Genomic DNA, 23,679 nt, shown 5'->3' on the forward strand with positions numbered 1-23,679 from the left:
ACGGCGTGGTGGACCGATGGTAGTGGTGATTGAGCCGAAGGCTCTCAGGGAACCACTACCCGGCTCTCGCCGCCGCCGAGGGCTTCGACTCTGATCTGCACGCCAATCCGCTCTACAAGCGTCTGAACGTGGGAGATGACCCCGATCTGGCGACCGGCGGCCTGCAGGGAGTCGAGGCTGGCGAGCGCCAGATCCAGACTGTCTGGATCGAGCGTGCCAAACCCTTCGTCAATAAACAGCGACTCGACCTGGGTCTGCCGTGACGAGAGGCTGGAGAGGGCCAGCGCCAGCGCCAGCGATACCAGGAAACTCTCGCCACCGGAGAGGGAGTCCACCGAACGCACCTCGTCCCCCATGTCGAGATCCACCACTTGTAGCGCCAGATCGGTACCGGGTACCCGCTCCAGCCGGTAGCGCGGCGAGAGCTCGGCGAGCTGGGCGTTGGCCTCCAGCAGCAGGCGCTCGAGGGTGAGGCTCTGTGCGAAGGTGCGGAACTTGGCGCCGTTGGCTTGCCCGATCAGATCGCACAACTGCTGCCAGTGGTCGGCCACTGCCTGCTGGGCGGCCAGCTCCTGTTGCAGGCTGCCTGCTTTGAGAGCGGCGGCTTCGGCCTGTGCCAGCTTGCTCTTGCACTCGAACAGCTGCTCTTCAAGGGCGCGGCAGCGGGCATCGAGTGCCGCCAGTTGATCGCTCAGCTCTGCATCCGGCAGGGCGGCCAGCTCGGGGTGATGTTCCCGATAGCGATCCCGCTTGCTCTCCTCCAGCGCCAGCGCCCGTTGCCGCTCGGCAAGGCGGGTGCGCGCCTCGCCAAGGGCATCTTCCAACCCTTGCAGGGCAGAGCGGCGAGCCTTGAGTTCATCGGGGCTGATGGCGAGCAGGCGGCGAAGGTCGTACTCGGCAATGCCAAGGGTGCTGGCGTGGGCGGCCCAGCGGCCTAGCACCTCCCGCTTGCGGCGGCTGCTGGTCTGCTTTTCCTGCTCCACATGGGTGAGGCGGGTTTTGAGTTCAGTCTGCCGCTCCCGCAGAGCACGGCCGCCGCTTTGCATCAGCTCCAGTTCGCTGGCGAGTTGTTGCAGACGCTGTTGCCAGCGGCTCTCGACCAGCGGGATCTCCTCGCCACCGAGACAACCGCTGCGGCTGGTGAGCAGCCCCTGCCGTTGCTGTTCGTGCTCCTTGTAGTCCCGCTCGAGTTTGTGCAGCAGCTCGCGCTGGGTCTGCAGGCGTGCCTCCTGCGCACTCAGGGCGGGGGTGAGGCTGGCGATCTCGCTGGCCAGACGCTCCCACTCGCTCTGGCCGTGCAGCCAGGCTTCGCAGGCTCGCTGCCACTCGTGCCACTGCTGGCTGCCGAGCCATTGGCGCCAGGGTTGGCCAGCCATCTGCTCATCGAGACGGTTGCCCCCCTGTTCGAGGCGCTGGCGCAGGGTCGCCTCCTGCTCGCCCATTGCCTTCACTTCTCCTTCCAGCGCGATGCGCTGGCGGTCGGCCTCTTGCCACTGCTGGTCAAACTGCTGGTGCTGGGCAGCCAGTTGGCTCAGTTGTTGACGCACCCCTTGCAGCTGTTGTTGGCCAAGCTGGGCCTGACGCAGCTGCTGCTGGCTCTGGGCCAACCCTTGCTCCAGCGCCTGACCACGGCCAAGCAGGGTGCTCATCAGCTCGTTCCACTCAATGGGGCTCTGGCGCAGCGGCAGCGGATGGCCCAGCAGGGTATCGCCCCCCAGCTGTTGCCAGCGCTGGGTCAGCTGCTCGGCGCGGGTTTCCAGCTCCGGCAGATGTTGCTGACGCACCGCCAGCTGGCGGGCCAGCTCCTGACGCTCGCTCTCGCACTGAATGTACTGATGGTTGAGCCGCTCCCACTCCAGCTCCAGACTGCGGGTCCGTTCCGCCAGTTGACCAAGAATGCCAGCCACCTGTGGCTGGCTCTGGCTGTAGGGGTGCTCCCCGGAACCGCACAGCGGGCAAGGTTCGCCATCGCTCAGGATATGGCGATACTGCTCGAAGCTGGCGATGGCGCGGGACTGCTCCAGCGCGTGGCGCGCTTCATCCCGCTGCAGGGCGAGCCGCTCGCGGGCGGGGGCCAGCTCTTCGCCAAGGGTGGCGAGCTTGCCCAGCGCTTGCTCCAGCTGGGCAATCTCCTGCTGCAAGCGGCCATGCTGTTCGCCGTGGTTGCGGCCATAATCGGCCAGCTCCAGCAGCTGGCGCAGCTGACCCAGCTGTTCGGCTTGCTGCTGCCACTGCTCCTGCGCCTTGGCGAGGCGGCCCTCCCACTGCTGCTCCTGCAGCTCGTTCTGTTGCTGTTGCAGCCGAGCTTGTTCATGTTGCCAGTAGTCGCGCTCCTGCTGGCCTTGCTCCAGCTGGCGCTGCAACTGTTGCAGGGCGCGCAGCTTGTGATCCCGCAGGGTGAGCAGCTGTTGTAACTTGTCGGCATCCTCGGCCCAATCTTGCATGGCGGTGAGCAGGGGTTGCCACTGACGGGCCACCGGTGCCAGCTCCTTATGCTCTTCGAGCCAAAGGCCCCACTGCTGGTGCTGCTGCTTGAGCAGTTCTACCTGTCGGCTCTGCTCGCGCCAGCCCTGCTCCAGCGTGAGTTGCACTTCTCGCTCCTGTGCCCCCTCCTGCTGGATCTTCTGCAACTGCTGCACTTTTTCCCGGATGCGGGTATCGAGCTCCTGCGCCCGCTTGAGTTCGGGTTGCAGGGCACCCCATTCCCGCTCGGCGGCGATCTTCTCCGCCAGCAACTGCTGTTCGGTCAGCGCGCTCTGCTGGGTCTGCTCCTCGAGTTTGGCCAGCTCAGGCCCCAGCTCGGCGATCACCTTCTCCTGCTGCTGTACCTCAAGGGTGAGGCGGGCCAGCTCGTCGTGATCGGCGCGGGCCACCTGGGCCTGTTCGGCACGGGCAAACTCCTCGCGCTCGGGGGCCGCGGCGCCGTGGGCCTGCAGGGCGGCATCGAGCGCCGCCTGTCCCTCGGCGCAGCCCTGCAGCTGGGCGGCAATGCGGCTGTTGAGGTCGCGCAAGTCCTGCATCAGCTGCTGCTGTTGCTGTTCATGCTTGAGGGTGGTGGAGAGGCTTATCTGCTGACTTACCCACTGTTCGCGGGTGGCCTCGTCCATCAACGCCACGTCGCCGAGGCGCTGGGCAATAGTGGCCAGCTTCTGCTGCTCTTCCCGCGCCCGTTCATAGGTCTGGATGGAGATGGCGGAGTAGAGCTCGGTGCCGGTCATCCGTTCGAGCAGGGCGGAGCGCTCGTTGGCATCCGATTTGAGGAAGGCGGCAAACTCCCCCTGCGGCAGGATCACCGCGCGGCGGAACTGCTCCCAGGAGAGACCCACCAGCTCGTCGATGCGATCCTGCAGCTCCCGCTTGCTGCCGGAGAAAACCTGCCCGGACTCCACATCGGTCAGGGTGCGCTCCTGCGCCTGAAAGCGCCCCTCCGAGCGGTTTCGCGCCCGGCGCACCGCCCAGCGGGCCAGCCAGATGCGACCATCGCAACCACGAAACTGCACCTCGGCAAAGCCGCTGGCGTGGCCGCGACTGAGAATGCCGCGCACGTCGTTGGCCTTGAGCTTCTCCTCGTCATCCATGCGGCCCACTTCGGCCACGTTCTTGCGATTGGCGATAAAGCGCGGCATCTCGTCGTATAAGGCCAGACAAATGGCGTCGAGCAGGGTGCTTTTGCCTGCGCCTGTGTTGCCGGTGATGGCAAACAGACCCGCGGCGCCGAGCGCCCCCCTGGTAAAGTCGATGGTGAAGGGGCCGGTCAGACTGGCCAGATTCTCACCTGACAGAGACAAGATTTTCATTGGTTTGACTCCTTCACCTGCTCCAGGATCTCTTCAAACGAGGCAACCAGCCCAGCCTCGGGCTCCCCTTCAAACTGGCGCTGATAGCAGAGGCGAAACACCTCGGTGGGGGAGAGCTCATCGAGCCTGCGCCGCTCGCGACCATCGGCCAGCCCTTCGCCAGAGCCCTGATATTGGGTGCTGATGCGGGCCAGACGCACCGGCTTGTCTGCGATAGCGGCGAGAATCCGCTCGCGAATGCGCGCCTCTGGCTTGGGCAGCAGCAGCCGCACTTCGAGGAAAGGCTGTGCTTCTTGTGGACAAGCAGGCAGCTCGAGCGATGCGATGGCTTTGAGTGCGTCGTCGAGGCTGCTCTGGGGCAGGCGGATCATCTCCACCGCGCGGGGTACCGGGATCCGCTCCAGCCCAGCCTGTTTACCCTCCGCAAAGGTCACTTCCAGCACCTGATGGTTGTAGTTGGCTTCGGCGAGCGAAAGCGGCAGCGGCGAGCCGCTGTAGTGCACCCCCTCGGCTGGGCTCTGGGCCAGATGGAGGTGGCCGAGCGCCGTGTAGTCGGCACCGGCAAAGAGTTCGGCAGGCAGGGCGTGCTGGTTGCCACCAAGCACCCGCCGCTCCGACAGCTCGGAGAGCTGGCCCGCCGCCAGATAGGCATGGCCCATGGCGATGAGCGGCAGATCCTCCCCGCAGCGAGCGCGCCCTTCGGCCAGTACCTCGGCGTAGACCTGCCGTACCCCTTCGATCAGCCTGTCCTGCCCCTCTGCCAACTGCTCCACCCGCAGATCGCTGCTGCGTAGGAACGGCACGGCAGCGCACCAGGCAGCAATCTTGCCTTCTTTGTCTTGCAGCGGTACCAGCAGGCGGTCGGTCTCGAGCTTGCCCTCACTGTCGCGGCTGATGCTGCCCACCAGATGCAGATCAAAGGCGCGCAGCAGCTCGTGGGGGGCATCGAGCTTGGAGGGGGAGTCGTGGTTGCCGCCGATCAGCACCATGTTGAGGCGGGGCATTTCGGCGCGCAGCCGCGCCAGAAAACGGTAAAGCTGTTGCCAGGCGCTGGCGGGGGGATTGGCGGTATCAAACAGATCACCCGCCACCAGCAGGGCGTCGATCTCGCGCACCTTGAGGGTGTCGCTCAGCCAGTTGAGGAAGGCATCGTGTTCAAAACGGCGGTCATGACCATGAAGTTGATGGCCAAGGTGCCAGTCGGCGGTATGGAGGATTTTCATTGGAAAGCAGCCCGGTTGCAGGGATGGTGCCCGCGGCACCCGATGAGGACAAGATGAGGATGCCCCTTGCTTTTTTCAAGTAAAACAGGGGGCTGGCATCGATTCAGGCAGGTTCGCAGCACATCCGGTATTGGGGGTGGCCGGTGAGGGGATCGGACTCCTCGGCCTCGATGACAAAACCGTGGCGGCGATAGAAACGCACCGCCTGATCGTTCTCGACAAAGACCCGGGCGTGGAGCGACGCCCCCTGACGCTTCGCCTCCTGCAGCAGGGCGTGGCCGACGCCGCGGCCCTGACGGTCGGGGCGCACGAAGAGTGCGGCGAGATAGTTGTCCACCAGCGCCATAAAGCCGAGCAGATCGCCGCGCTCCTCGAACACCCAGATGGCGGCACGATCGAGATAGCGGGTACGCAGATCCTCCTGGGCCTGCCACCAGCAGGAGGCATCGACGAAATCGTGGGCCTGCAGGGAGGCCAGCAGCCAGATTTCGACGATCTCTTCCATATCTTCCGGGCGACTGGGCCGCAACATAAATCCATCCTTGGTAACAACTTGTACACTCGCAGTCTAGGGGAACTTGACGGCCGTTCAGGTGATATAAATGAGACCCTGTGAGGTCGATCGCCCTTTATTTAGCGAGAATGATTGGCTGATCACAAAGCGCCTCTCTAGTACAATGCCCGCCGGACAATCTAGAGACCGAGGACGCCATGTGGTTTAAAAACCTGCAGATTTATCGCTTTACCCGCCCCTTTGACCTGACCGTGGATCAGCTGGAAACCCAGCTGGAAGCCTGTGCCTTCACCCCTTGCGGCAGTCAGGACATCTCCCGTTTCGGGTGGGTCAAGCCCCTTGGCAAATTCGGCTCAACCCTGACCCACTCTGCCTCCGGCCACATCCTCATCTGCGCCCGCAAAGAGGAGAAGATGCTCCCCGGCACCGTGGTCAAGGAGATGCTGGCCGAGAAGGTAGAAGCGATCGAGTTCGAACAGGGACGCGCCCTCAAGAAGAAAGAGAAGGAAGCGCTGAAAGAGGAGATCCTCCACACCCTGCTGCCCCGTGCCTTCAGTCGCACCAGCCAGACCTTCGCCTGGATCAATCCGGCCGACAATTTGATGGTGGTGGATGCAGGTTCTGCCAAGAAGGCGGACGATCTGCTGGCGCTGCTGCGCAAATCCATCGGCTCCCTGCCGGTGGTGCCGGTGGCCCTCAAGAACCCGCCCGAGATCACCATGACCGAGTGGCTGAACGAGGGCAATCTGCCAGCCTCCTTCACTCTGGAAGACGAAGCCGAGCTGCGCAGTGCCATGGAGCACGGCGGCATCATCCGCTGCAAGCAGCAGGATCTGATGACGGATGAAATCAAGAACCACCTGGCCAACGACAAGCTGGTGACCAAGCTGGCCCTCAACTGGGGCGAGACCGTCAGCTTCGTGCTGGGGGATGATCTCTCCATCAAACGCCTGAAATTCAGCGAAGAGCTGCGCGAGCAGAACGACGATGTCACCAGCGAAGATCCGGCCGCCCGTCTGGATGCGGACTTCGCGCTGGTGACCTCCGAGCTGTCCCAGTTTATCCCGGCGCTGTTTGCTGCCCTGGGTGGCGAAGAGCAGTCCATCTAACCGGACTTGCGCCTGTTTGGCCTCTGCCATTCCATCGTAAAAACCGCCTTCGGGCGGTTTTTTTATATCTATTGCGGATTGCCATTATTGATAGATGAGTAAGATATTGATCTGGTTCAATAACTTGAGCTGTCAGCGCCAATCGTGACATAGTCCCTCTTCATGGTCATAAAACAGACAAGGAGAGTGTCATGTTGCGCAAACCTCTGGGGCTGGCTGTCGCCCTTGCCCTGCTGGCCGGTTGTGCCAGTGACAACGGCTTTCACTACACCCCGCCAGCCCAGACCCTGATCGCACCCGAAGCCGCCAGTGGCTGGACCGACAAACAGGGCTGGCAGGGCCATGATTTCATGGTGGCGGCCGCCAACCCGCTGGCGGTGGATGCGGGCTACCAGATCATCAAGGCCGGTGGCAGTGCTGTCGATGCCGCCATTGCGGTGCAGTTGGTGTTGACGCTGGTGGAGCCGCAATCTTCCGGGATCGGTGGCGGGACGCTGCTGCTGGTGTGGGATGGCCGCAAGGTGAGTGCGGTGGATGGCCGCGAGACGGCGCCGGCTGCCGCCACCGACCAGCTGTTTATGCAAGATGGCAAGCCGCTGGCGTTTTATGACGGGGTGGTCGGGGGCCGCTCGGTCGGCGTTCCCGGCACCCTGCGCGCTCTGGCACTGGCCCATCAGCGTTATGGCAAGTTGCCCTGGGCTGCGCTGTTCGAGCCCGCCATCACGCTGGCAGAACAAGGATTTGTAATAAGTCCACGGCTGGCCACATTGCTGGCCAAGGATCCCTATCTGGCACGGGATCCGCAGGCGCGAGCCTATTTCTATCAGACGGATGGCAGCCCCAAAACGGCGGGCACCCGGCTGACCAACCCGGCGCTGGCCAGGGTGTTGCGCACTCTGGCCACAGAGGGGGTGGATGCCTTCTATCAGGGGCCGCTGGCGGATGCCATGGTGGCCAAGGTTCGCCAGCATCCCACCAATCCCGGGGTACTGGCGGCCACCGATCTGGCCAGCTATCAGGCCAAACTGCGGGATGGCCTCTGCTTTGACTATCGCCAGAGCAAGATCTGCGGTTTCCCCACTCCCTCGTCCGGCACTCTGGCGCTCGGCCAGATTTTCGGCATGCTGGAGAGCCGTGATATGGCTGCCCTCAAGCCGATCACCACGAAGGAGGGGGGACTGGCTGCCTCCAGCGAGGCTATCCACCTCTACAGCGAAGCTGCGCGTCTGGCCTTCGCCGATCGCAACCAGTACGTCGCCGACAGCGATTTTGTCAGCGTGTCGGTGCAGGGGTTGCTGGACAAGGGCTATCTGGCCGAGCGCGGCAAGCTTGTCGGTCAGCACTCCATGGGGATTGCCAAGCCCGGTACGCCGCCACTGGCGCTGGCGCGCGGCAAGGATGCGACCCCGGAACTCCCCTCTACCAGCCATGTCTCGATCGTCGACAAGGCGGGGATGGCCATCTCCATGACCAGCTCCATCGAGGATGGTTTCGGATCGCGTCAGATGGTCAACGGCTACCTGCTCAACAACCAGCTCACCGATTTCTCCTTCACCTCGGTGGATGCCGCCGGTCTGCCGGTGGCAAACCGGGTGGAGCCGGGCAAGCGGCCCCGCTCCTCCATGTCACCCCTGCTGGTGTTTGACAAGCCAAGCGGCGAGCTGACCATGACGCTGGGCTCGCCGGGGGGCTCCGCCATCATCAACTATGTGGGCAAGACCCTGCTCGGTACTCAGGATTGGGGCCTGAACCTGCAACAGGCCATCAACCTGCCCAACTTTGGCAGCCGCAACGGCCCCACCGAGCTGGAAGCGGGACGCACCCCCATGTCGGTGGTCGAGGGATTGAAGGAGAGGGGACACGAGGTGGTATTGAACGAGCAGACCTCCGGCCTGCAGGGGGTTGAGCGCAACGCTGGCGGCTGGTTTGGCGCTGCGGATCCGCGCCGGGAAGGGATCGCCAAGGGGGAGTGAGATTCCCATAGCAACAAGGCCAGCATGATGCTGGCCTTGTTGTTGATGGAGCGTGACGGAGCGCTTACTGGATACCCAGCAGCTCCACGTCGAAGATCAGGACTGATCCCGGCGGGATTTTGCCAGCGGCGCGGTCGCCGTAGGCGAGGTTGGCGGGGATGTAGAAACGGGTCTTCTCACCTTCCACCATCAGCTGTACCCCTTCGGTCCAGCCAGCGATCACCTGATTGAGGCCAAACTCGATGGGCTCGCCACGGGCGACCGAGCTGTCAAAGACGGTGCCGTCCAGCAGCTTGCCCTCGTAATGCACCTTCACCTTGCTGGTGGCGGTGGGGTGAACGGTGCCGGTGCCCGGGGTCAGCACTTCGTACTGCAGGCCGGAGGCGGTGGTGGTTACCAGCGGCTTCTCCTTGTTGCTGGCGAGGAACTCGGCGCCAATCCGCACGTTGTCAGCCGCCAGCTTCTTGTTGTTGCTGCTGGAGTAGAAGTAGTAGGCCACACCGGCGATGAGCAGCGCGATCAGTATGAATTTCATCGGTTTTTCCTGTTCCATGAAATGTAAAAAGTGCAATGAGGACGCCATCTTATCGCGCACCGCCCCTGATGGCGAGCCACAGGGCGGGAGGATGTGAGCGGGAAGGCAAAGCCCGGCGAGCTGGACGCAAAAAGGGGCGAGTCGCTGACTCGCCCCTTTTCATGGCAGCTGCGCTTACTTGGCGGCCACCATCATCAGGGCGGGCAGGGCGAAGAAGAGACCCGTTACATAACCCAGAGCCAGCAGCTTGTTCTCGCTGCCTACCCGGGCCAGCCCCTCGGCGGCGCGCACCGGCAGGTCGCGCAGGAAGGGGATGCCATAGATGATGACCACGGCAAAGAGGTTGAACAGCACGTGGACCAGCGCGATGGTCAGGGCCAGCTGGGCACCGGCTCCACTGATGGCGGTGGCAGCCAGCAGGGCGGTAATGGTGGTCCCGATATTGGCCCCCAGAGTGAAGGGGTAGAGCTGACGGGTGCTGAACACGCCGCCGCCGGCCAGCGGGATCATCAGGCTGGTAGTGGTGGAGGAGGACTGCACCATGATGGTCACCAGCGCACCGGAGGTGATGCCGGTCAGCGGGCCACGGCCCAGCGCCTTGTGCAGCACCTCTTTGGCACGGCCAACCAGTACCTGTTGCAGCACTTTGCCGAGATAAGTGACGCAGGCGAGGATCAGCAGGATACCGATGACGATAGTGGCGATGGCGGCACCCTTGCCCGGCAGGAAGGCGACGGCGCTGTCAATCAGCTGCTGGGCCGGTGCGGTCAGCGGCTTCATGAAGTCCATGCCCTTCATCGACATGTTGGCGGAGCCTACCAGCAGGTTGGCCAGCCACTCGGCGCTGTGTTGCAGCAGGCCGAACATCAGCTCCAGCGGCAGGAAGATGAACACCGCCAGCAGGTTGAAGAAGTCGTGCACGGTGGCGGCGGCGAAGGCGCGGCGGAACTCGGCGCGATCCCGCACATGGCCCATGGAGACGATGGTGTTGGTGATGGTGGTGCCGAGGTTGGCACCCATCACCATGGGGATGGCCATGCTGATGGGCAGGCCGCCAGCCACCAGACCGACGATCACCGAGGTGACGGTGCTGGAGGATTGCACCAGCGCGGTAGCGAGAATACCCAGCAGCAGGGCGACAAAGGGGTTGTTGGCAAAGGCGAAGATCTGGGCTGCGCCCTCGGCGCCGCCGGAGAAATCTTTGAAGCCGTGGGAGATGGCGCCCACGGCAACCAGGATCAGGTAGACCAGTACGATGACACTCATCCAGTTGAACAGGGCGCGGGTCGCGGGCGGCTGTGACAAGGAGTGATGGTGTTGCATAAAGCCTCTTGAGACGGTCGTTCCGTCTTGGGTTGTTGATGACCCGCGCATTTAATCAGTGGTTAATGACAGAAATATGACAACGTGACATTTCGATGATGTTTTTATGACGACGAACTGCGGCGACAGGCGCTGACCGAGCCGGTTGGCTCTGGGGTGGCAAAAGGGGGGGACGAAAGCACTGCCGCCTTGTCAGCCGGAATGTGATCGCTACACTGCGCCCCTTTATTGGCAAGCAGGAGTAAACAAGATGATGCGTGCATGGATCCTCTCTCTGTCGCTGGGGCTGCTCTCGGCAGGGGCACAGGCCAGCCTGTTGAAAACCGACTGCAACCTCGACAAGGCCCTCAAAAACGAAGCGGTGAATGCCACTCTGGGAGTCAAGGGCAACTGTGATACCAGCAAGCTGGTGAAGCAGGAGAAAGAGAAGGTGAAAGCTGAGGTGCAAAAAGGCCGCACCGACCTGCTGGGCGAGAAGCGTGCCGACCTCAAGGAGAGCGGCAACGGTATGCAGCAGAAGATGGACAAGGCAAACCAGCAGCTGCACAAGGCGGAGCAGGATGCCAAGAGCATCGCTCGCGATCCGCTCAAGGCTGCGGCGACCGCCGTACTGGATAAGCAGTAAGCAGACCGGGCCCAAGCCCGTGTGACCGGCCACAGACCGGCAGCAAAAAGGGGAGCCATGGCTCCCCTTCTGTCTATCCATTATCCGCAAAGGATCAGGCGTCAGCCGCCTCTTCGTACTGGCGGAACGGGATGCGGAACACCGCCAGACGCAGGAACAGATAGGTTGCGCCGAGGCCCGCCCAGATCAGGCCCAGCTCCAGCGAGCTCTGCTCCAGGTTGATCCACAGAGCACCTATGGTGGCGGCGCCGAGCAACGGCATCAACAGGTAGATGACGTGATCCTTGAGGGTCTTGTTGCGCTTCTCGCGCACCCAGAACTGACCGATCACCGACAGGTTGACGAAGCTGAAGGCCACCAGTGCGCCGAAGTTGACCAGCGCCAGCGCGGTATCCAGATCAAACGACACGGCGGAGAGGGCCAGACCGCCCACCATCAGCACGTTGATAGCCGGAGTACGGTATTTCGGGTGGATGTAGCCAAATACCCGCTCCGGGATCATGCGGTCACGACCCATCACGTAGAGGATGCGCGACACACCGGCGTGAGCCGCCATGCCGGAGGCCAGTACCGCGACCGTGGTGCAGACCAGCACTACGGACTGGAAGAAGGTGCCGCCAACGTAGAGGGCGATCTCCGGCAGTACTGCATCCGGATGCTGGAAGCGGGCGAGGCTCGGGAAGTAGAGCTGCAGGCAGTAAGAGACCACCACGAAGATGATGCCGCCGATAAGGGCAGTCAGCACGATCGCTTTGGGGATCACCTTGCCAGCGTTCGGGGTCTCTTCGGAGAGGGAGCTGAGACCGTCAAAGCCCAGGAACGAGAAGCAGAGGATGGTGGCACCGGTAAAGAGCGGTACCAGCTGTGCTGACTCGAAGTGGAACGGACGGCTGCTCATCAGGGTGCCAGCCCCTTCACCGTGGTAGATGCCCCACGCCATCAGGCCGATAAAGAGGGTGATGATGGCCAGCTGGATCACCACGATCAGACCGTTGAAGTTGGCCACCAGATTGATGCCGCGCAGGTTCAGGAAGGTCATCACGGTCACCAGACCGAAGATGAACACCCAGGGCTCGACGCCCGGGAACATGGCGGTCAGGTAGATCTTGGCCAGCAGAATGTTGATCATCGGCATGAACATGTAGTCGAGCAGGGATGACCAGCCGACCATGAAACCGACGTAGGGGTTGAACACCTTCTGGGCATAGGTATAGGCAGAGCCCGCAGAGGGGAACTTGCGTACCAGATGACCGTAGCTGAAAGCGGTGAGCAGGATGCCACCCAGAGCCAGCAGATAGGCGGTGGCGACCCGGCCATCGGTGATGTCACCGACGATGGCGAAGGTGTCGAAGACAGCCATGGGGGTCAGATAGGCCAGACCCATCACAATAACTTGTGTCAGGGTAAGGGTCTTGAGCAGCTTGGCGTTTTGCGATGCCATTACGCTTTCTCCTCAATCAGTGCCGCAGCACGTGCTTGCAACGAGCGCAGGGATACGATGGATTCGCAAGCCTGTACATCAAGGGCGCCGGGGAGGCGCATACCGGGCTGTACCGGCAGGAAAGCATTAAAACGCCCCATTGTTATCCTCTCAACGTCGGGAGATTGTTTGGCAATCTCGGATATCACTTCCGGAAATGTTCCGGCCTCTTGTGGTGGGTTTGTACTGCACTTCAAAATAGAAAAACCGATGTCGCAGTGAACATCGGTCCTTTATTGGCGGCGTATTGTGCATTCGGTCAGCCCCCTTGACAAGCAAAAAAGGGCGGATTAACGCATTTTTTTGCATACGCAGGGGGCGGGTAAGTGGTCACTCGCCCCCGGCAGCCGTCCCCGAGCCGCTCCCCCCTTTTCGGGGGGGAAGAGAACCCTGTCGTAACGTATGAAAAGTCGGCAAATTGGGGCTGCAGGGGGCATAGCGCCTCAACATTGATCCTGATCATATTTGCCGGCGTTCCCCCGGGCTCGAGTCCAGCGATCTTATCGGCTGGCGGGGGATGGGAGGGGGTGAAATGGAAAAAGAGTTATTGCATATCCATTCACATTAGTGACTAATGATAGGAGGCGACGCGGCTCGGGCCATGGCACGGCGAGCGGTCCGGCTGGGTAGTTATTTGAAATCAGTCACACTTCCTGCAGAAACCGCGTTTCTGGCAACCAGCTCGCCGCAAAAACAACAAGGAGCCCGCAGGCTCCTTGTTTTGTATGGCGGTATGGTTGAGCCGCGATTACTGGGCGATCTCCACCTTGTCAGCAGGTTGTAGCGGGATGCGGAACACGGTGAGGCGCAGGAACAGGTAGATGGCACCCAGCGCCGCCCAGATCAGCCCCAGCTCGAAGGAGGCGGGTTCCAGATTGAGCCACAACACCCCGATGCAGGCGGCGCCACAGAGCGGCAGCAGCAGGTACATCAGGTGATCCTTGAGACACTTGTTGCGGCCTAGCTTCACATAGAAGTGGGCAATCACCGCCAGATTGACGAAGGTGAAGGCCACCAGGGCGCCAAAGTTGATCAGTGCCAGTGCCATCTCGAGATCGAACGATACCGCGGAGAGGGCCAGCAGACCGACCAGCAGCACATTGCATGCCGGGGTCTGCCACTTCGGATGCACATAGGAGAAGAAGCGACTCGGCAGAGCGCGATCACGACCCATTACATAAAGCAGGCGCGACACCCCGGCGTGAGAGGCGAGTCCCGAGGCCAGCACCGCCACCGTAGTGCAGACCAGTACCACCGCCTGGAACAGTTTGCCACCGACATAGAGAGCGATCTCCGGCAGGACTGCATCCGGTTGCTTGAAGCGGGAGATGTCCGGGAAGTAGAGCTGCAGGAAGTAGGACGTGCTGACAAACAGCACACCGCCGATCAGCGCCGTCAGCACGATGGCGCGGGGGATCACCCGATCCGCGTCCGGTGTCTCTTCCGACAGGGTGCTGATGGCATCAAAGCCGAGGAACGACAGACAGAGGATGGAGGCACCCATCAACAACGGCGAGATGTTGATCTGCTCGGAGAAGAAGGGACGGCTGCTGGCCACGGTCCCCAACCCTTCACCGTTGTGGACGCCCCAGGCGATCAGGCCGATGAAGACGGCGATAATACTGAACTGCATGATGACGATCAGGCTGTTGAAGTTGGCCACCAGCTTGATACCGCGCAGGTTAAGGGCGGTCATCACCGCCGCCAGACCAAAAATATAGGTCCAGGGCTCCACCTCGGGGAAGAGAGCCTGCAGATAGATCTTGGCCAGCAGCATGTTGATCATCGGCATGAACATATAGTCGAGCAGGGAGGTCCAGCCCACCATAAAGCCGACATAGGGGTGAAACACCTTCTGGGCATAGGTATAGGCGGAGCCTGCCGACGGGAACTTGCGTACCAGATGGCCGTAGCTCAGGGCTGTGAACAACATGCCGATGAGGGCAAAGAGGTAGGCGGTCGGCACATGGCCTTCGGTAATTTCGGTGACGATGCCGAAGGTATCGAATACCGCCATGGGAGTGAGGTAGGCAAGACCCATGACCACGACCTGCCACAGTTTCAGGGTCTTTTTCAGACCAACCGGTTGGGCGTTCATCATGCCTGTTCCTCACGCGGTGCCAGGGCGGCACACTCCATCAACGAAACCGGGAGAGAGGCCCGGGAATCAAGGGCGCCGGGGTGGCGCGCGCCGGTCAGAGCCGGCAGGAAAGCATAGAGATGCCCCATGTTGTTCCTCACAGAATGTGGTGTCGGGAGATTGCTGCCAATCTCGCTATCTTTTCCGGGGGTTATCCGGCCTCGTTTATGGGTTTGTTCGCTGCACAAAAAAGGACCGGTGAGATGTGGTGATACCGGTCCTTGCAGTGGCGGCGCATTGTGCATTTGCAGGGCCCCCTTGACAAGTAAAAAAGGGGGGCGAAACTGCATTTTTTTGCACAGGTTAGCGATTGCTTTCCTGCTGGTCAGTCCAGCACGGCCTCCAGCGATTTTTCAAGGAGTCGCAACCCTTCGTCAATCACTGCCGCAGGGGCGGTCAGGGGGGCGAGAAAACGGATGACATTTGCGCGCACCCCGCATGAGAGCAGGATCAGACCGCGCTTGCCCGCCTCGGTCACCAGACGTTTGGTTAGGTCGGGATCGGGCCGGCTGGCATCACGTTGTTTCACCAGTTCCATGGCCACCATGGCTCCGGGTCCACGAATTTGACCTATGCAGTCAAAACGCTCGGCTATGCGTTCCAGTCCCGCCTTGATCTGCTCACCTTGCGCCTGGGCCTTCTGGTTGAGCTGCTCCTCTTCGATCACCTGCAACACCGCCAGCGCGGCGGCGCAGGCAATGGGGGAACCGGCATAGGTGCCACCCAGGCCCCCCGGCTTGGCGGCATTCATGATCTCTGCCTTGCCGACTACTGCAGAGAGCGGGAAGCCCCCCGCCAGACTCTTGGCCAGGGTCATGATGTCCGGCTCGATGCCGGCATACTCGGTGGCGAAGGTCTTGCCGGTGCGGCAGAAGCCGCTCTGGATCTCGTCACAGATGAGCAGAATGCCGTGCTGATCGCAGATGCTGCGCAGCTTTTGCATAAAGCTCGCGGAGGCAGGATAGAAGCCCCCTTCTCCCTGTACCGGCTCGATGATGATGGCGGCAACGCGGGAGGGTTCGATGTCGGCGCTGAAGCAGAGATCGAGGGCGTGCAGGGCATCCTCTTCACTTACCCCCAGATAGTCGGCGGGGAAGGGGATGTGGTAGACCTCACCCGGGAAGGGGCCAAAGCCGGTCTTGTAGGGGACCACCTTGCCGGTGAGCGCCATCCCCATCATGGTGCGGCCGTGAAAGCCCCCCTTGAAAGCGATGGTGCCGCTGCGACCGGTATGGGCGCGGGCGATCTTGATGGCGTTCTCGACTGCCTCGGCACCGGTGGAGAGAAACAGGGTGCGTTTCGGAGTCGGGCCGGGCACCAGGGCGTTGAGCTTTTCGGCAAGCTCGATATAGCCCGGGTAAGGGGTGACCTGAAAGCAGGTGTGGCTGAATTTTTCCAGCTGCTCGCGCACCGCCGCCACCACCTTCGGGTGGTTGTGGCCGGTGTTGAGCACGGCGATGCCGGAGGCAAAGTCGATGTAGCGGTTGCCCTCCACATCCCACAGCTCGGCATTTTGCGCACGGTCGATAAAGACCGGCAGCAGGGTGCCGACGCCGTTGACCACGGCCGCTTCACGGCGTGCTTGCCACGCCTTGTTTGATTCTGACTGACTCATCTTTCCTCCCTGAGGGGCCGCAGCCCCGGATATTCCCTGAAAATGTGGTGGGCGATCTGGCGCCCATTACCGCCGAACAGCCCATCGGGCCAGATCGGCGGCCTGTCGTCTCTGTTTTACTGCCCTAGCGAATGGCGCCAAAGCAGAGATATTTGGTCTCCAGATACTCCTCCAGCCCCTCGGCGGCCCCTTCCCGGCCCAGACCTGACTCCTTGATGCCGCCGAAGGGAGCCAGCTCAGTTGAAATGATCCCCTCGTTGATGCCGACCATGCCGTATTCAAGCTGCTCGGCGACGCGCCAGACACGGGCGATATCGCGGCCATAGAAGTAGGCGGCGAGCCCATAAGGGGTATCGTTAGCCAGCGCGATGGCTTCAGCTTCCGTCTCGAAGCGCACCAGCGGGGCGACCGGGCCGAAGATCTCCTCCTGCAGGATGGGGTTGGTTTTATCCACCTTGCCCAAAATGGTGGGTTGGTAGAAGAGGGGGCCGGCGGGGTGGGCTTCGCCCCCCTGCAGCACTTCGGCACCGGCGGCGACTGATTGCTGCACCAACTCGGCCACCTTGCTGGCGGCAGCCGGGTTGATAAGCGGGCCGATCTGGGTGCCCTCCGCCATACCATCTCCCACCTTGAAGGCTCTGACGGCAGCGGTCAGCTTCTCGGCGAAGGCGTCATAGACACTGGCCTGCACCAGAATGCGGTTGGCACAGACGCAGGTTTGCCCGGCGTTGCGGTATTTGGAGGCGAGTGCCCCGGCCACGGCGGCGTCGAGGTCGGCGTCGTCAAAGACGATAAAGGGGGCGTTACCGCCCAGCTCCAGCGACAGCTTTTTCATGGTGTCGGCGCATTGGCGCATCAGCAGCTTGCCGATGCGGGTGGAGCCGGTGAAGGAGAGCTTGCGCACCACCGGATTGCTGCACAGCTCGTTGCCCACCGCGCTCGCCTGATGGCTGGTGACGATATTGATGACACCGGCGGGGATGCCCGCCTGCTCGGCCAACACCGCCAGCGCCAGCGCGCAGAGCGGCGTTTCTGCGGCGGGTTTGATGACGATGGTGCAACCCGCTGCCAGCGCAGGGCCCGCCTTGCGGGTGATCATGGCAATGGGGAAGTTCCACGGAGTGATGGCGGCGACTACCCCGACCGGCTGCTTGATGGTGGCCAGCCGGCGATCGCCGCTAAAACCCGGGATGGTGCGGCCGTAGGCGCGCTTGCCCTCCTCGGCGAACCACTGGATAAAGCTGGCGCCATAGGCCACCTCGCCCTTGGCTTCCGCCAGCGGCTTGCCCTGCTCGCAGGTCATGATGCGCGCCAGCTCGTCGCTATGGGCTGTGATGGCGGCAAACCAGGCGTAGAGCTTGTTGCTGCGCTCCTTGGCGGTCAGCGCAGCCCAGGCGGGTTGCGCCGCGTGGGCGGCCGCGATGGCGCGGCGGGTATCCTCGGCATCCATGTCGGGCACCTGGGTAATGACGGCCCCGCTGGCAGGATTGGTCACCTCGAAGGTGCGGCCGCTGGCGGCCTCGCACCAGTGACCAGCTATATAGGCACGGGATTTGATCAAGCTTTGATTGGAACTGGTAGCGGACATGGCAAGCCTCGATGATGAAACCTGGCAGCAAGGTGGCGATGATGCGGCTCATCCTGTACTGCTGCCGTATAAAATAATAAGCACAGAGAGACCATAAATTGAGCGCAAATGTTTTTCAAGTGTTAAATATATTTGAATTGTTGGTGTGTTGCATGCTAGAAATTGGGCTGTGTAGCGCAGTTTAACCAGATGAACAGGGTATCGCACGATAAGTGGTGTGCAAAATAATGAACGCCAGGCTGTGTAAGATAGCAAACAGTGATGCCATGGCTGGTCCGCTATTTTAACCAGTGGCAACAGGGAGGTGGCCAATGTACCAACGTGACAAGGGAATCGATGGCGGAGGCCTGCCATGAGCGGGGCGCCAACCCAGAGCAGCAGTACCCGCTCCGGTCAGGGGGCTGCACGGCAGGCTAGCATGGGGGAGCGGCTGGCGGCGGTGCGTCATCAACTGGGGCTCTCCCAGCGGAGGGCGGCCGAGCTGAGCGGCCTGACCCACGGTGCTATCTGCATGATCGAGCAGGATAAGGTGAGCCCCTCGGTCGCCTCGCTGCAAAAGCTGCTCACCGTATATGGCTTGCCATTGTCACGCTTTTTTGCCGAAGAGGAGCTGAGTCGCCCGCCGCAGGTGGTGATCAAGGGTGATCAGTTGATCGAGCTGGGCAGTCAGGGGGTCTCGATGAAGCTGGTGCACAACGGCAACAACCGCCGCCAGCTCGGCTTTATGCTGGAGACCTACCCCCCGGGCACCGACACCGGTGGTCAGGTGACCCACCAGGGAGAAGAGGTGGGCACTGTGCTGGAGGGTTCGGTGATCCTGACCGTGGCAGGAGAGAGTTATCAGCTGGAGGCGGGTGACAGCTATGTAATCGACACAGGCGAACCCCACAGCTTCAGCAATCCGTCGGGGGAGACCTGTCGCATCGTCAGTGCCCATACCCCGGCCAGTTTTTAATCTTGGAATAGGGTTTGCCAACCAAACCGGTAAGGAAACAGGATCATGACCGAACATGTAAACAGTTACTACGCAGCCAGCGCCAATAAACACGCGCCCTACCCGACACTGACCGAGCAGCTGGAGTGCGATGTCTGCGTCATCGGGGCGGGGTATACCGGCCTCTCCAGTGCCCTGCATCTGGTGGAGAAGGGCTACAAGGTGGTGGTACTGGAGGCAGCCCGGATCGGTTTTGGCGCCAGCGGCCGCAACGGCGGCCAAATAGTCAACTCCTACAGCCGCGACATTGACACCATAGAAGCGAACTGCCCGCCGGATCAGGCCAGGCTGCTCGGTTCCATGCTGTTTGAGGGGGGGCAGATCATCCGCGAGCGGATCAAACGCTACAACATCCAGTGCGATCTGCAGGAGGGGGGCGTCTTTGCCGCCGAGACCGAGAAACAGTTCCACGAGCTCAAGGCGCAGCAGGCGCGCTGGCAGAAGTGGGGCAACGACAAGCTGGAGCTGCTCGATGCCAGAGGCGTGCGCGAAGTGGTGGCGAGCGATCGCTACGTCGGCGCCCTGCTCGACAAGAGCGGCGGCCATATTCACCCCCTCAATCTGGCTCTCGGCGAGGCTGAAGCGATCCGCATGCAGGGTGGGCAGATCTTCGAGCAGTCTGCCGTTACTAGCATCACCCCGGGCCAGCCTGCTCTGGTCAAGACCGCCAAAGGAGCGGTGAAGGCGCGCTACATAGTGGTGGCCGGTAACGCCTACCTCGGCAATCTGGTGCCCGAGCTTGCCGGCAAGAGCATGCCTTGCGGCACCCAGGTGATCGCCACCGAGGTGCTGGGGGAGGAGCGGGCCCGCGAGCTGCTGCCGCAGAATTACTGCCTGGAGGATTGCAACTACCTGCTCGACTACTACCGCACCAGCGCCGATCACCGGCTGATCTATGGCGGCGGCGTGGTCTATGGCGCACGGGATCCGGCAGATATCGAGCGGCTGATCATCCCCAAGATGCTCAAGACCTTCCCCCAGCTTAAAGACGTCAAGGTGGAGTACACCTGGACAGGCAATTTCCTGCTCACCCTGTCGAGGCTGCCACAGTTTGGTCGCATCGGCCCCAACATCTACTACATGCAGGGCTACAGCGGCCACGGTGTCACCTGTACCCATCTGGCGGGCAAGCTGCTCTCCGAGGTGCTGAGCGGTCAGGCGGAGCGCTTCGATGCCTTTGCCAAGCTGCCGCACTACCCCTTCCCGGGCGGTCGCCTGTTCCGCATTCCCTTCACCGCCGCGGGCGCCGCCTGGTACACCTTGCGCGATCGGTTGGGGGTATAAGGGCTGCCCGGCGAGAAATATGGTCTGGTGCTGGCGACGATGCGAGCGCAGATGCCAGCACAAATGCCGAAAAACAGAAGGCCACCGCGAGGGTGGCCTTCTGTTTTACCCGAAGCGGGTTGCCGCGATTAGCTGTAATAGGCTTCGACGGTGCCCTTGAGTTTGATCAGGATGGGTTGACCACGGCGATCCAGCGCCTTGGGGGAGGGGATCTTCACCCAGCCTTCACTGATGCAGTACTCCTCGACATCGGTGCGCTCTTTGCCGTTCAGGCGAATACCGATCGGGTGCTCGAAGCAGGCTGCCACATAGTGAGGGCTGCGGGGATTGCAGGAGAGGTGATCCGGCAGAGCCGGTTTGGTGCTGGTATCGCTCATCGATATAACCCGAAATGAATAAAAAGTGGGTCATTGTAGAGAATGCCGCCATGGCATTCAAGGCGGCCACAATACCGGCCAAGGCGGGCGGCCATTTATGTTGGTGACTTGCTTATCCCCGTTGCCAATCCATCCCCAGCTCGGGGCGACCGCTATGCCCGATCCGGATTGCGTTATCGGGCATAGCGTCTATTACAGGCTGACTTCTATTTGCGGGTCAGCTTGTCGAGGTAGCCCATGGCGAAGGCCGAGAGGACAAAGGTGATGTGGATCAGCAGGTACCACTTGATCTTGTCGTTGGGGAGGTTTTCGGCATTCATAAACACCTTGAGCAGGTGAATGGAGGATATGGCGACAATGGAGGCGGCGACCTTGTTTTTCAGGGAGCCGGCATCGAGCTTGCCGAGCCACACCAGTTTGTCGCTCTCATCCCCTACATCGAGGCGCGAGACGAAGTTCTCATAGCCGGAAAACATCACCATCACGATAAGTCCCCCCACCAGGGTGATATCGATCAGCGACAGTGTGACCAGCACCAGATCCACCTCTTTCATCTCCAGAATGTTGGGCAGGATATGGAGGATCTCCTGAAAGAATTTCACCCCCAGTGCCAGCAGTATGAGGCTGAGCCCAAGATAGATGGGGGCCATGATCCAGCGGGATGCGTACATCAATCTTTCAAACATGTTTTCCATAGTGCGATTAAAGATCCATCAAATGGTTAACAAACGAGTCGGCCATAGCTTAACCGAGATGCCTCACATCTCAAGCATCTCGATAGCATATTGCTGAATTGGGTGGTGCCAGGCAGGATTTTTTAACCCCGGGGAGGGCGATGGAGCGGTTGGCAGGGCTCGTGGCCTTGCCCATCCGGTGTCAGGGAAGATCCAGGGTAAAGCGGGCACCGCCGAGGGGAGATTCATCGACCCGGATCTGGCCGCCGTAGCTGTGAACGATCTCGGTCACGACAGCCAGACCGATGCCCTGGCCGGGCGAGCTGTCAGCGCGCACGCCACGCTGAAAGATCTGCTCCGATTTGGCCGGATCGATGCCCGGGCCATCATCTTCTACCTCGATGCGTAACCGATCGAGATGGCGGCGTACCGTCACCTTCACTTCGCTGATGGCAAATTTGCAGGCGTTGTCGAGCAGGTTGCCCATCAGTTCCATCAGATCGCCCTGTTCGCCGTGGAAGAGGGCATCATCATCGAACTGGAAGTGGGTCTGCAGCTTCTTGTGGCGATAGACCTTGGCCAGACTGGCCAGCAGCTTCTCGATGAGCGGTACCGGCTCGGTGCCCTTGCTGGCGAGGCGCTGGCGACCGGTGACGGCTCGTCTGAGTTGGTACTGGATCATCTGATCCATGGTGAGGATCTGTTCATTGATGTTGTCGTGGATCTCCCTCCCCAGCTTCATTTCGCGGGTGGTGATCTGGATCAGCGCCAGCCGTGTTTTCAGGCTGTGAGCGAGATCGTTGAGGGCATGCTGGTAGCGCTGGGTCTGCTGGCGTTCGTTCTCCAGCAACTGGTTGATGGAGTCGGTCAGCGGGGCCAACTCCCGTTCAAAATCATGGGCGATAGCATCCCGCTTGCCTGCCCGGATATCGTCGAGCTGATTGGCGATAGTGCGCAGGGAGCGGAGGCTCCAGAAGGTGGTGAGCAGCAGCAGCCCGGCAAGCAGCAGATAGGCGAGCAACGCCTGTTTGGCCGTCTGGTAGAGGTAGGCGCGGGACTCTTCGTGATAGCGTTTGGCCGAGTCAATCATCACCACGTAGTAGGCTGTGGTGCCGCTGCCGGGATTGCGGGTAAAACGCAGGCTGTAGACAAAGTAGCTCTCGCCGTTCTTGATGGTGTGCTTCTTGAAGAAGTAGTCGAGATCCATTCCCCCCAGATACTTCATCAGGTCCCGACAGATGGTCTGTTTGGCCTTGATCACCTCCGGCATATGGAGGCTCGACCAAATCAGCTCGCCATCGGCACGACAGATCAGCGTATCGAGATTGCTGTTACTGACCTGGCGGGAAATGCGCCCGATCTCGGTGGCTTCGCTGTTGACTGGCTTGGTAGAGGAGAACATCTTGGCCAGGTTCTCCTGCATGCCGGCGCTCGCCTTCTGGCTCTGCTCCTCCATGTGGCCGAGGTAGAGAGCATAGACGGCGAACCCCATGCTCAGTGCGATGACCAGCAGCGAACTGAGCAGCAGTTTGATGTGCAGAGAGCTGCGGAGCATCCTGATGGGACGTGGCAGATGAAACTGCATCAGCTACAGGAGAGGTTGAAGATGTAGCCCTGACGACGGATGGTCGAGATGGGTTGAATCGTCCCTTCCGGATCCAGCTTTTTGCGCAGGCGGCTCACCATCACCTCTATGGTGTTGGGATCCCCCTCTCCATCGCCGTAGAGCTGGTCGAGTAACTGCTGCTTGGAGACCACCTGACGGGCGTTGCGCATCAGGTACTCCAGAATCAGGTATTCAAAGCTGGTGAGCACTGCCACTTCACCATCGATGGTCAGCTCCTTGCGGGAGAGATCCAGCTCGTAATCACCGGCCTTCACTCTGGGGGAGATAAAGCCGGCGCTGCGGCGCATCAAGGCATTGAGGCGGGCCAGCAACTCATCTTTCTGGAACGGTTTGACCAGATAGTCATCAGCCCCCGCCTCCAGTCCTTCGACCTTGTCCTGCCAGTTGCCACGGGCGGTCAGCACAATGATGGGGAAGGGGATCTGCCGTTCGCGCAGTTGGCGGATCAACTGCAAGCCATCCATATCGGGCAGACCGAGATCGATGATCGCCACATCAATGGGGTAGTCGGCGGCATAGTGCAACGCAATTCCGGCCTGATCGGTGCTGTATACCTGATTGTTGGCTTCGGTCAGCAGAGAGGAGAGGTGGTGATTGAGCAGCTTGTCGTCTTCGACCAACAGAATTTTCATGATGTGAACGGTCATAGGGGTCCAGACTGTCAATTAGAAAGTGTATGTCGCTTTGAGTCAATTCGAATCCTATCGTGCAGCTCCTGTATCGGGACTGAATCATAAGGCGTTCTGCTTGTAGAGACCTGTCAGAGGCCTGAGCAGTGGGCCGCTTCAGAGACACCGGTCT

19 protein-coding genes are annotated in these 23,679 nt (G+C 61.3%); 5 read left to right on the plus strand and 14 right to left on the minus strand.

All coding sequences use genetic code 11. The features are described 5' to 3' along the window. Positions 1 to 44: 44 nt before the first annotated feature. The 3 genes from G5229_RS04010 to G5229_RS04020 form a co-directional block, all read right to left on the minus strand. Complete coding sequence (locus tag G5229_RS04010) at positions 45 to 3,797, minus strand: AAA family ATPase (protein WP_421208585.1); 3,753 nt, start codon at positions 3,795 to 3,797, stop codon at positions 45 to 47. Continuing rightward, entirely contained in the window at positions 3,794 to 5,020 is a 1,227-nt protein-coding gene (locus G5229_RS04015) for an exonuclease SbcCD subunit D C-terminal domain-containing protein (protein ID WP_042081011.1), read from the minus strand. Before G5229_RS04015 ends, G5229_RS04010 begins: the two co-directional genes overlap by 4 nt. A gap of 103 nt (positions 5,021 to 5,123) precedes the next feature. Further along, positions 5,124 to 5,552, minus strand: a complete 429-nt coding sequence (locus tag G5229_RS04020) for a GNAT family N-acetyltransferase (RefSeq protein WP_005338252.1) — start codon at positions 5,550 to 5,552, stop codon at positions 5,124 to 5,126. Positions 5,553 to 5,731: 179 nt separating this feature from the next. Here G5229_RS04020 and rdgC point away from each other — a divergent pair, with 179 nt between their 5' ends. Continuing rightward, on the plus strand, positions 5,732 to 6,643 hold the full coding sequence (gene rdgC, locus G5229_RS04025; RefSeq protein ID WP_005350107.1) for a recombination-associated protein RdgC: 912 nt from the start codon (positions 5,732 to 5,734) through the stop codon (positions 6,641 to 6,643). A gap of 191 nt (positions 6,644 to 6,834) precedes the next feature. Continuing rightward, positions 6,835 to 8,616, plus strand: a complete 1,782-nt coding sequence (gene ggt / locus G5229_RS04030; protein WP_421208588.1) for a gamma-glutamyltransferase — start codon at positions 6,835 to 6,837, stop codon at positions 8,614 to 8,616. A 64-nt stretch (positions 8,617 to 8,680) separates the two neighbouring features. On the opposite strand, the gene G5229_RS04035 is transcribed toward ggt, so the two are convergent. Beyond that, positions 8,681 to 9,151 (minus strand): FKBP-type peptidyl-prolyl cis-trans isomerase, encoded by a 471-nt coding sequence (locus tag G5229_RS04035; protein ID WP_005347462.1) that lies wholly within the window; start codon positions 9,149 to 9,151, stop codon positions 8,681 to 8,683. Positions 9,152 to 9,325: 174 nt separating this feature from the next. Beyond that, complete coding sequence (locus G5229_RS04040) at positions 9,326 to 10,474, minus strand: sodium:phosphate symporter (RefSeq protein ID WP_005359054.1); 1,149 nt, start codon at positions 10,472 to 10,474, stop codon at positions 9,326 to 9,328. Positions 10,475 to 10,724: 250 nt separating this feature from the next. On the opposite strand from G5229_RS04040, the gene G5229_RS04045 reads away from it, so the two are divergent. Then, positions 10,725 to 11,099, plus strand: coding sequence for a hypothetical protein (locus G5229_RS04045; RefSeq protein ID WP_421171738.1), 375 nt, complete (start codon positions 10,725 to 10,727; stop codon positions 11,097 to 11,099). 94 nt (positions 11,100 to 11,193) lie between these two features. Here G5229_RS04045 and G5229_RS04050 read toward each other — a convergent pair whose 3' ends face one another. The 5 genes from G5229_RS04050 to G5229_RS04070 all read right to left on the minus strand — a co-directional run bounded on the left by G5229_RS04050 (position 11,194) and on the right by G5229_RS04070 (position 17,922). Then, a complete protein-coding gene (locus tag G5229_RS04050) occupies positions 11,194 to 12,540 on the minus strand; it encodes an APC family permease (protein WP_021230506.1) in 1,347 nt (448 codons plus the stop codon). Then, a complete protein-coding gene (locus tag G5229_RS04055) occupies positions 12,540 to 12,680 on the minus strand; it encodes a hypothetical protein (RefSeq protein ID WP_005338239.1) in 141 nt (46 codons plus the stop codon). The genes G5229_RS04050 and G5229_RS04055 overlap by 1 nt, the downstream gene beginning before the upstream one ends. A gap of 647 nt (positions 12,681 to 13,327) precedes the next feature. Next, a complete protein-coding gene (locus tag G5229_RS04060; protein ID WP_227343014.1) occupies positions 13,328 to 14,677 on the minus strand; it encodes an APC family permease in 1,350 nt (449 codons plus the stop codon). A gap of 367 nt (positions 14,678 to 15,044) precedes the next feature. Further along, complete coding sequence (gene gabT / locus G5229_RS04065) at positions 15,045 to 16,334, minus strand: 4-aminobutyrate--2-oxoglutarate transaminase (RefSeq protein WP_421208590.1); 1,290 nt, start codon at positions 16,332 to 16,334, stop codon at positions 15,045 to 15,047. 124 nt (positions 16,335 to 16,458) lie between these two features. Beyond that, entirely contained in the window at positions 16,459 to 17,922 is a 1,464-nt protein-coding gene (locus tag G5229_RS04070) for an NAD-dependent succinate-semialdehyde dehydrogenase (RefSeq protein WP_421208591.1), read from the minus strand. A 418-nt stretch (positions 17,923 to 18,340) separates the two neighbouring features. Here G5229_RS04070 and puuR point away from each other — a divergent pair, with 418 nt between their 5' ends. Both puuR and G5229_RS04080 read left to right on the plus strand, forming a co-directional pair. After that, positions 18,341 to 18,877: an HTH-type transcriptional regulator PuuR gene (gene puuR, locus G5229_RS04075; RefSeq protein ID WP_337072501.1), complete on the plus strand. Its 537-nt coding sequence runs from the start codon at positions 18,341 to 18,343 to the stop codon at positions 18,875 to 18,877. Between the two features lie 45 nt (positions 18,878 to 18,922). Further along, a complete protein-coding gene (locus tag G5229_RS04080; protein WP_227342264.1) occupies positions 18,923 to 20,200 on the plus strand; it encodes an NAD(P)/FAD-dependent oxidoreductase in 1,278 nt (425 codons plus the stop codon). Between the two features lie 128 nt (positions 20,201 to 20,328). Here the strand turns inward: G5229_RS04080 and G5229_RS04085 are convergent, their stop codons facing one another. From G5229_RS04085 to G5229_RS04100, 4 genes are all read right to left on the minus strand, one after another. After that, the gene (locus G5229_RS04085) at positions 20,329 to 20,577 is read right to left on the minus strand and encodes a DUF3297 family protein (RefSeq protein ID WP_005347440.1); all 249 of its coding nucleotides are present in this window, start codon (positions 20,575 to 20,577) and stop codon (positions 20,329 to 20,331) included. A 206-nt stretch (positions 20,578 to 20,783) separates the two neighbouring features. Continuing rightward, on the minus strand, positions 20,784 to 21,272 hold the full coding sequence (locus G5229_RS04090; RefSeq protein WP_040065876.1) for a TIGR00645 family protein: 489 nt from the start codon (positions 21,270 to 21,272) through the stop codon (positions 20,784 to 20,786). A gap of 181 nt (positions 21,273 to 21,453) precedes the next feature. Further along, entirely contained in the window at positions 21,454 to 22,836 is a 1,383-nt protein-coding gene (locus tag G5229_RS04095) for an ATP-binding protein (RefSeq protein ID WP_216953180.1), read from the minus strand. Beyond that, positions 22,836 to 23,510 carry a response regulator gene (locus G5229_RS04100; protein WP_216953181.1) on the minus strand — a complete coding sequence of 225 codons (675 nt, stop codon included), beginning with the start codon at positions 23,508 to 23,510 and terminating at the stop codon, positions 22,836 to 22,838. Before G5229_RS04100 ends, G5229_RS04095 begins: the two co-directional genes overlap by 1 nt. Positions 23,511 to 23,679 lie beyond the last annotated feature (169 nt).

The sequence above is a fragment of the Aeromonas sp. 602396 genome (assembly GCF_049173735.1).
Lineage (GTDB): Bacteria > Pseudomonadota > Gammaproteobacteria > Enterobacterales > Aeromonadaceae > Aeromonas > Aeromonas veronii_A.

Coding starts and splice junctions, on each gene's coding strand:
- G5229_RS04010 (WP_421208585.1), bottom strand. CDS start 3,797: ATGAAAATCTTGTCTCTGTCAGGTGAGAATCTGGCCAGTCTGACCGGC.
- G5229_RS04015 (WP_042081011.1), bottom strand. CDS start 5,020: ATGAAAATCCTCCATACCGCCGACTGGCACCTTGGCCATCAACTTCAT.
- G5229_RS04020 (WP_005338252.1), bottom strand. CDS start 5,552: ATGTTGCGGCCCAGTCGCCCGGAAGATATGGAAGAGATCGTCGAAATC.
- rdgC (WP_005350107.1), top strand. CDS start 5,732: ATGTGGTTTAAAAACCTGCAGATTTATCGCTTTACCCGCCCCTTTGAC.
- ggt (WP_421208588.1), top strand. CDS start 6,835: ATGTTGCGCAAACCTCTGGGGCTGGCTGTCGCCCTTGCCCTGCTGGCC.
- G5229_RS04035 (WP_005347462.1), bottom strand. CDS start 9,151: ATGAAATTCATACTGATCGCGCTGCTCATCGCCGGTGTGGCCTACTAC.
- G5229_RS04040 (WP_005359054.1), bottom strand. CDS start 10,474: ATGCAACACCATCACTCCTTGTCACAGCCGCCCGCGACCCGCGCCCTG.
- G5229_RS04045 (WP_421171738.1), top strand. CDS start 10,725: ATGATGCGTGCATGGATCCTCTCTCTGTCGCTGGGGCTGCTCTCGGCA.
- G5229_RS04050 (WP_021230506.1), bottom strand. CDS start 12,540: ATGGCATCGCAAAACGCCAAGCTGCTCAAGACCCTTACCCTGACACAA.
- G5229_RS04055 (WP_005338239.1), bottom strand. CDS start 12,680: ATGGGGCGTTTTAATGCTTTCCTGCCGGTACAGCCCGGTATGCGCCTC.
- G5229_RS04060 (WP_227343014.1), bottom strand. CDS start 14,677: ATGAACGCCCAACCGGTTGGTCTGAAAAAGACCCTGAAACTGTGGCAG.
- gabT (WP_421208590.1), bottom strand. CDS start 16,334: ATGAGTCAGTCAGAATCAAACAAGGCGTGGCAAGCACGCCGTGAAGCG.
- G5229_RS04070 (WP_421208591.1), bottom strand. CDS start 17,922: ATGTCCGCTACCAGTTCCAATCAAAGCTTGATCAAATCCCGTGCCTAT.
- puuR (WP_337072501.1), top strand. CDS start 18,341: ATGGGGGAGCGGCTGGCGGCGGTGCGTCATCAACTGGGGCTCTCCCAG.
- G5229_RS04080 (WP_227342264.1), top strand. CDS start 18,923: ATGACCGAACATGTAAACAGTTACTACGCAGCCAGCGCCAATAAACAC.
- G5229_RS04085 (WP_005347440.1), bottom strand. CDS start 20,577: ATGAGCGATACCAGCACCAAACCGGCTCTGCCGGATCACCTCTCCTGC.
- G5229_RS04090 (WP_040065876.1), bottom strand. CDS start 21,272: ATGGAAAACATGTTTGAAAGATTGATGTACGCATCCCGCTGGATCATG.
- G5229_RS04095 (WP_216953180.1), bottom strand. CDS start 22,836: ATGCAGTTTCATCTGCCACGTCCCATCAGGATGCTCCGCAGCTCTCTG.
- G5229_RS04100 (WP_216953181.1), bottom strand. CDS start 23,510: ATGAAAATTCTGTTGGTCGAAGACGACAAGCTGCTCAATCACCACCTC.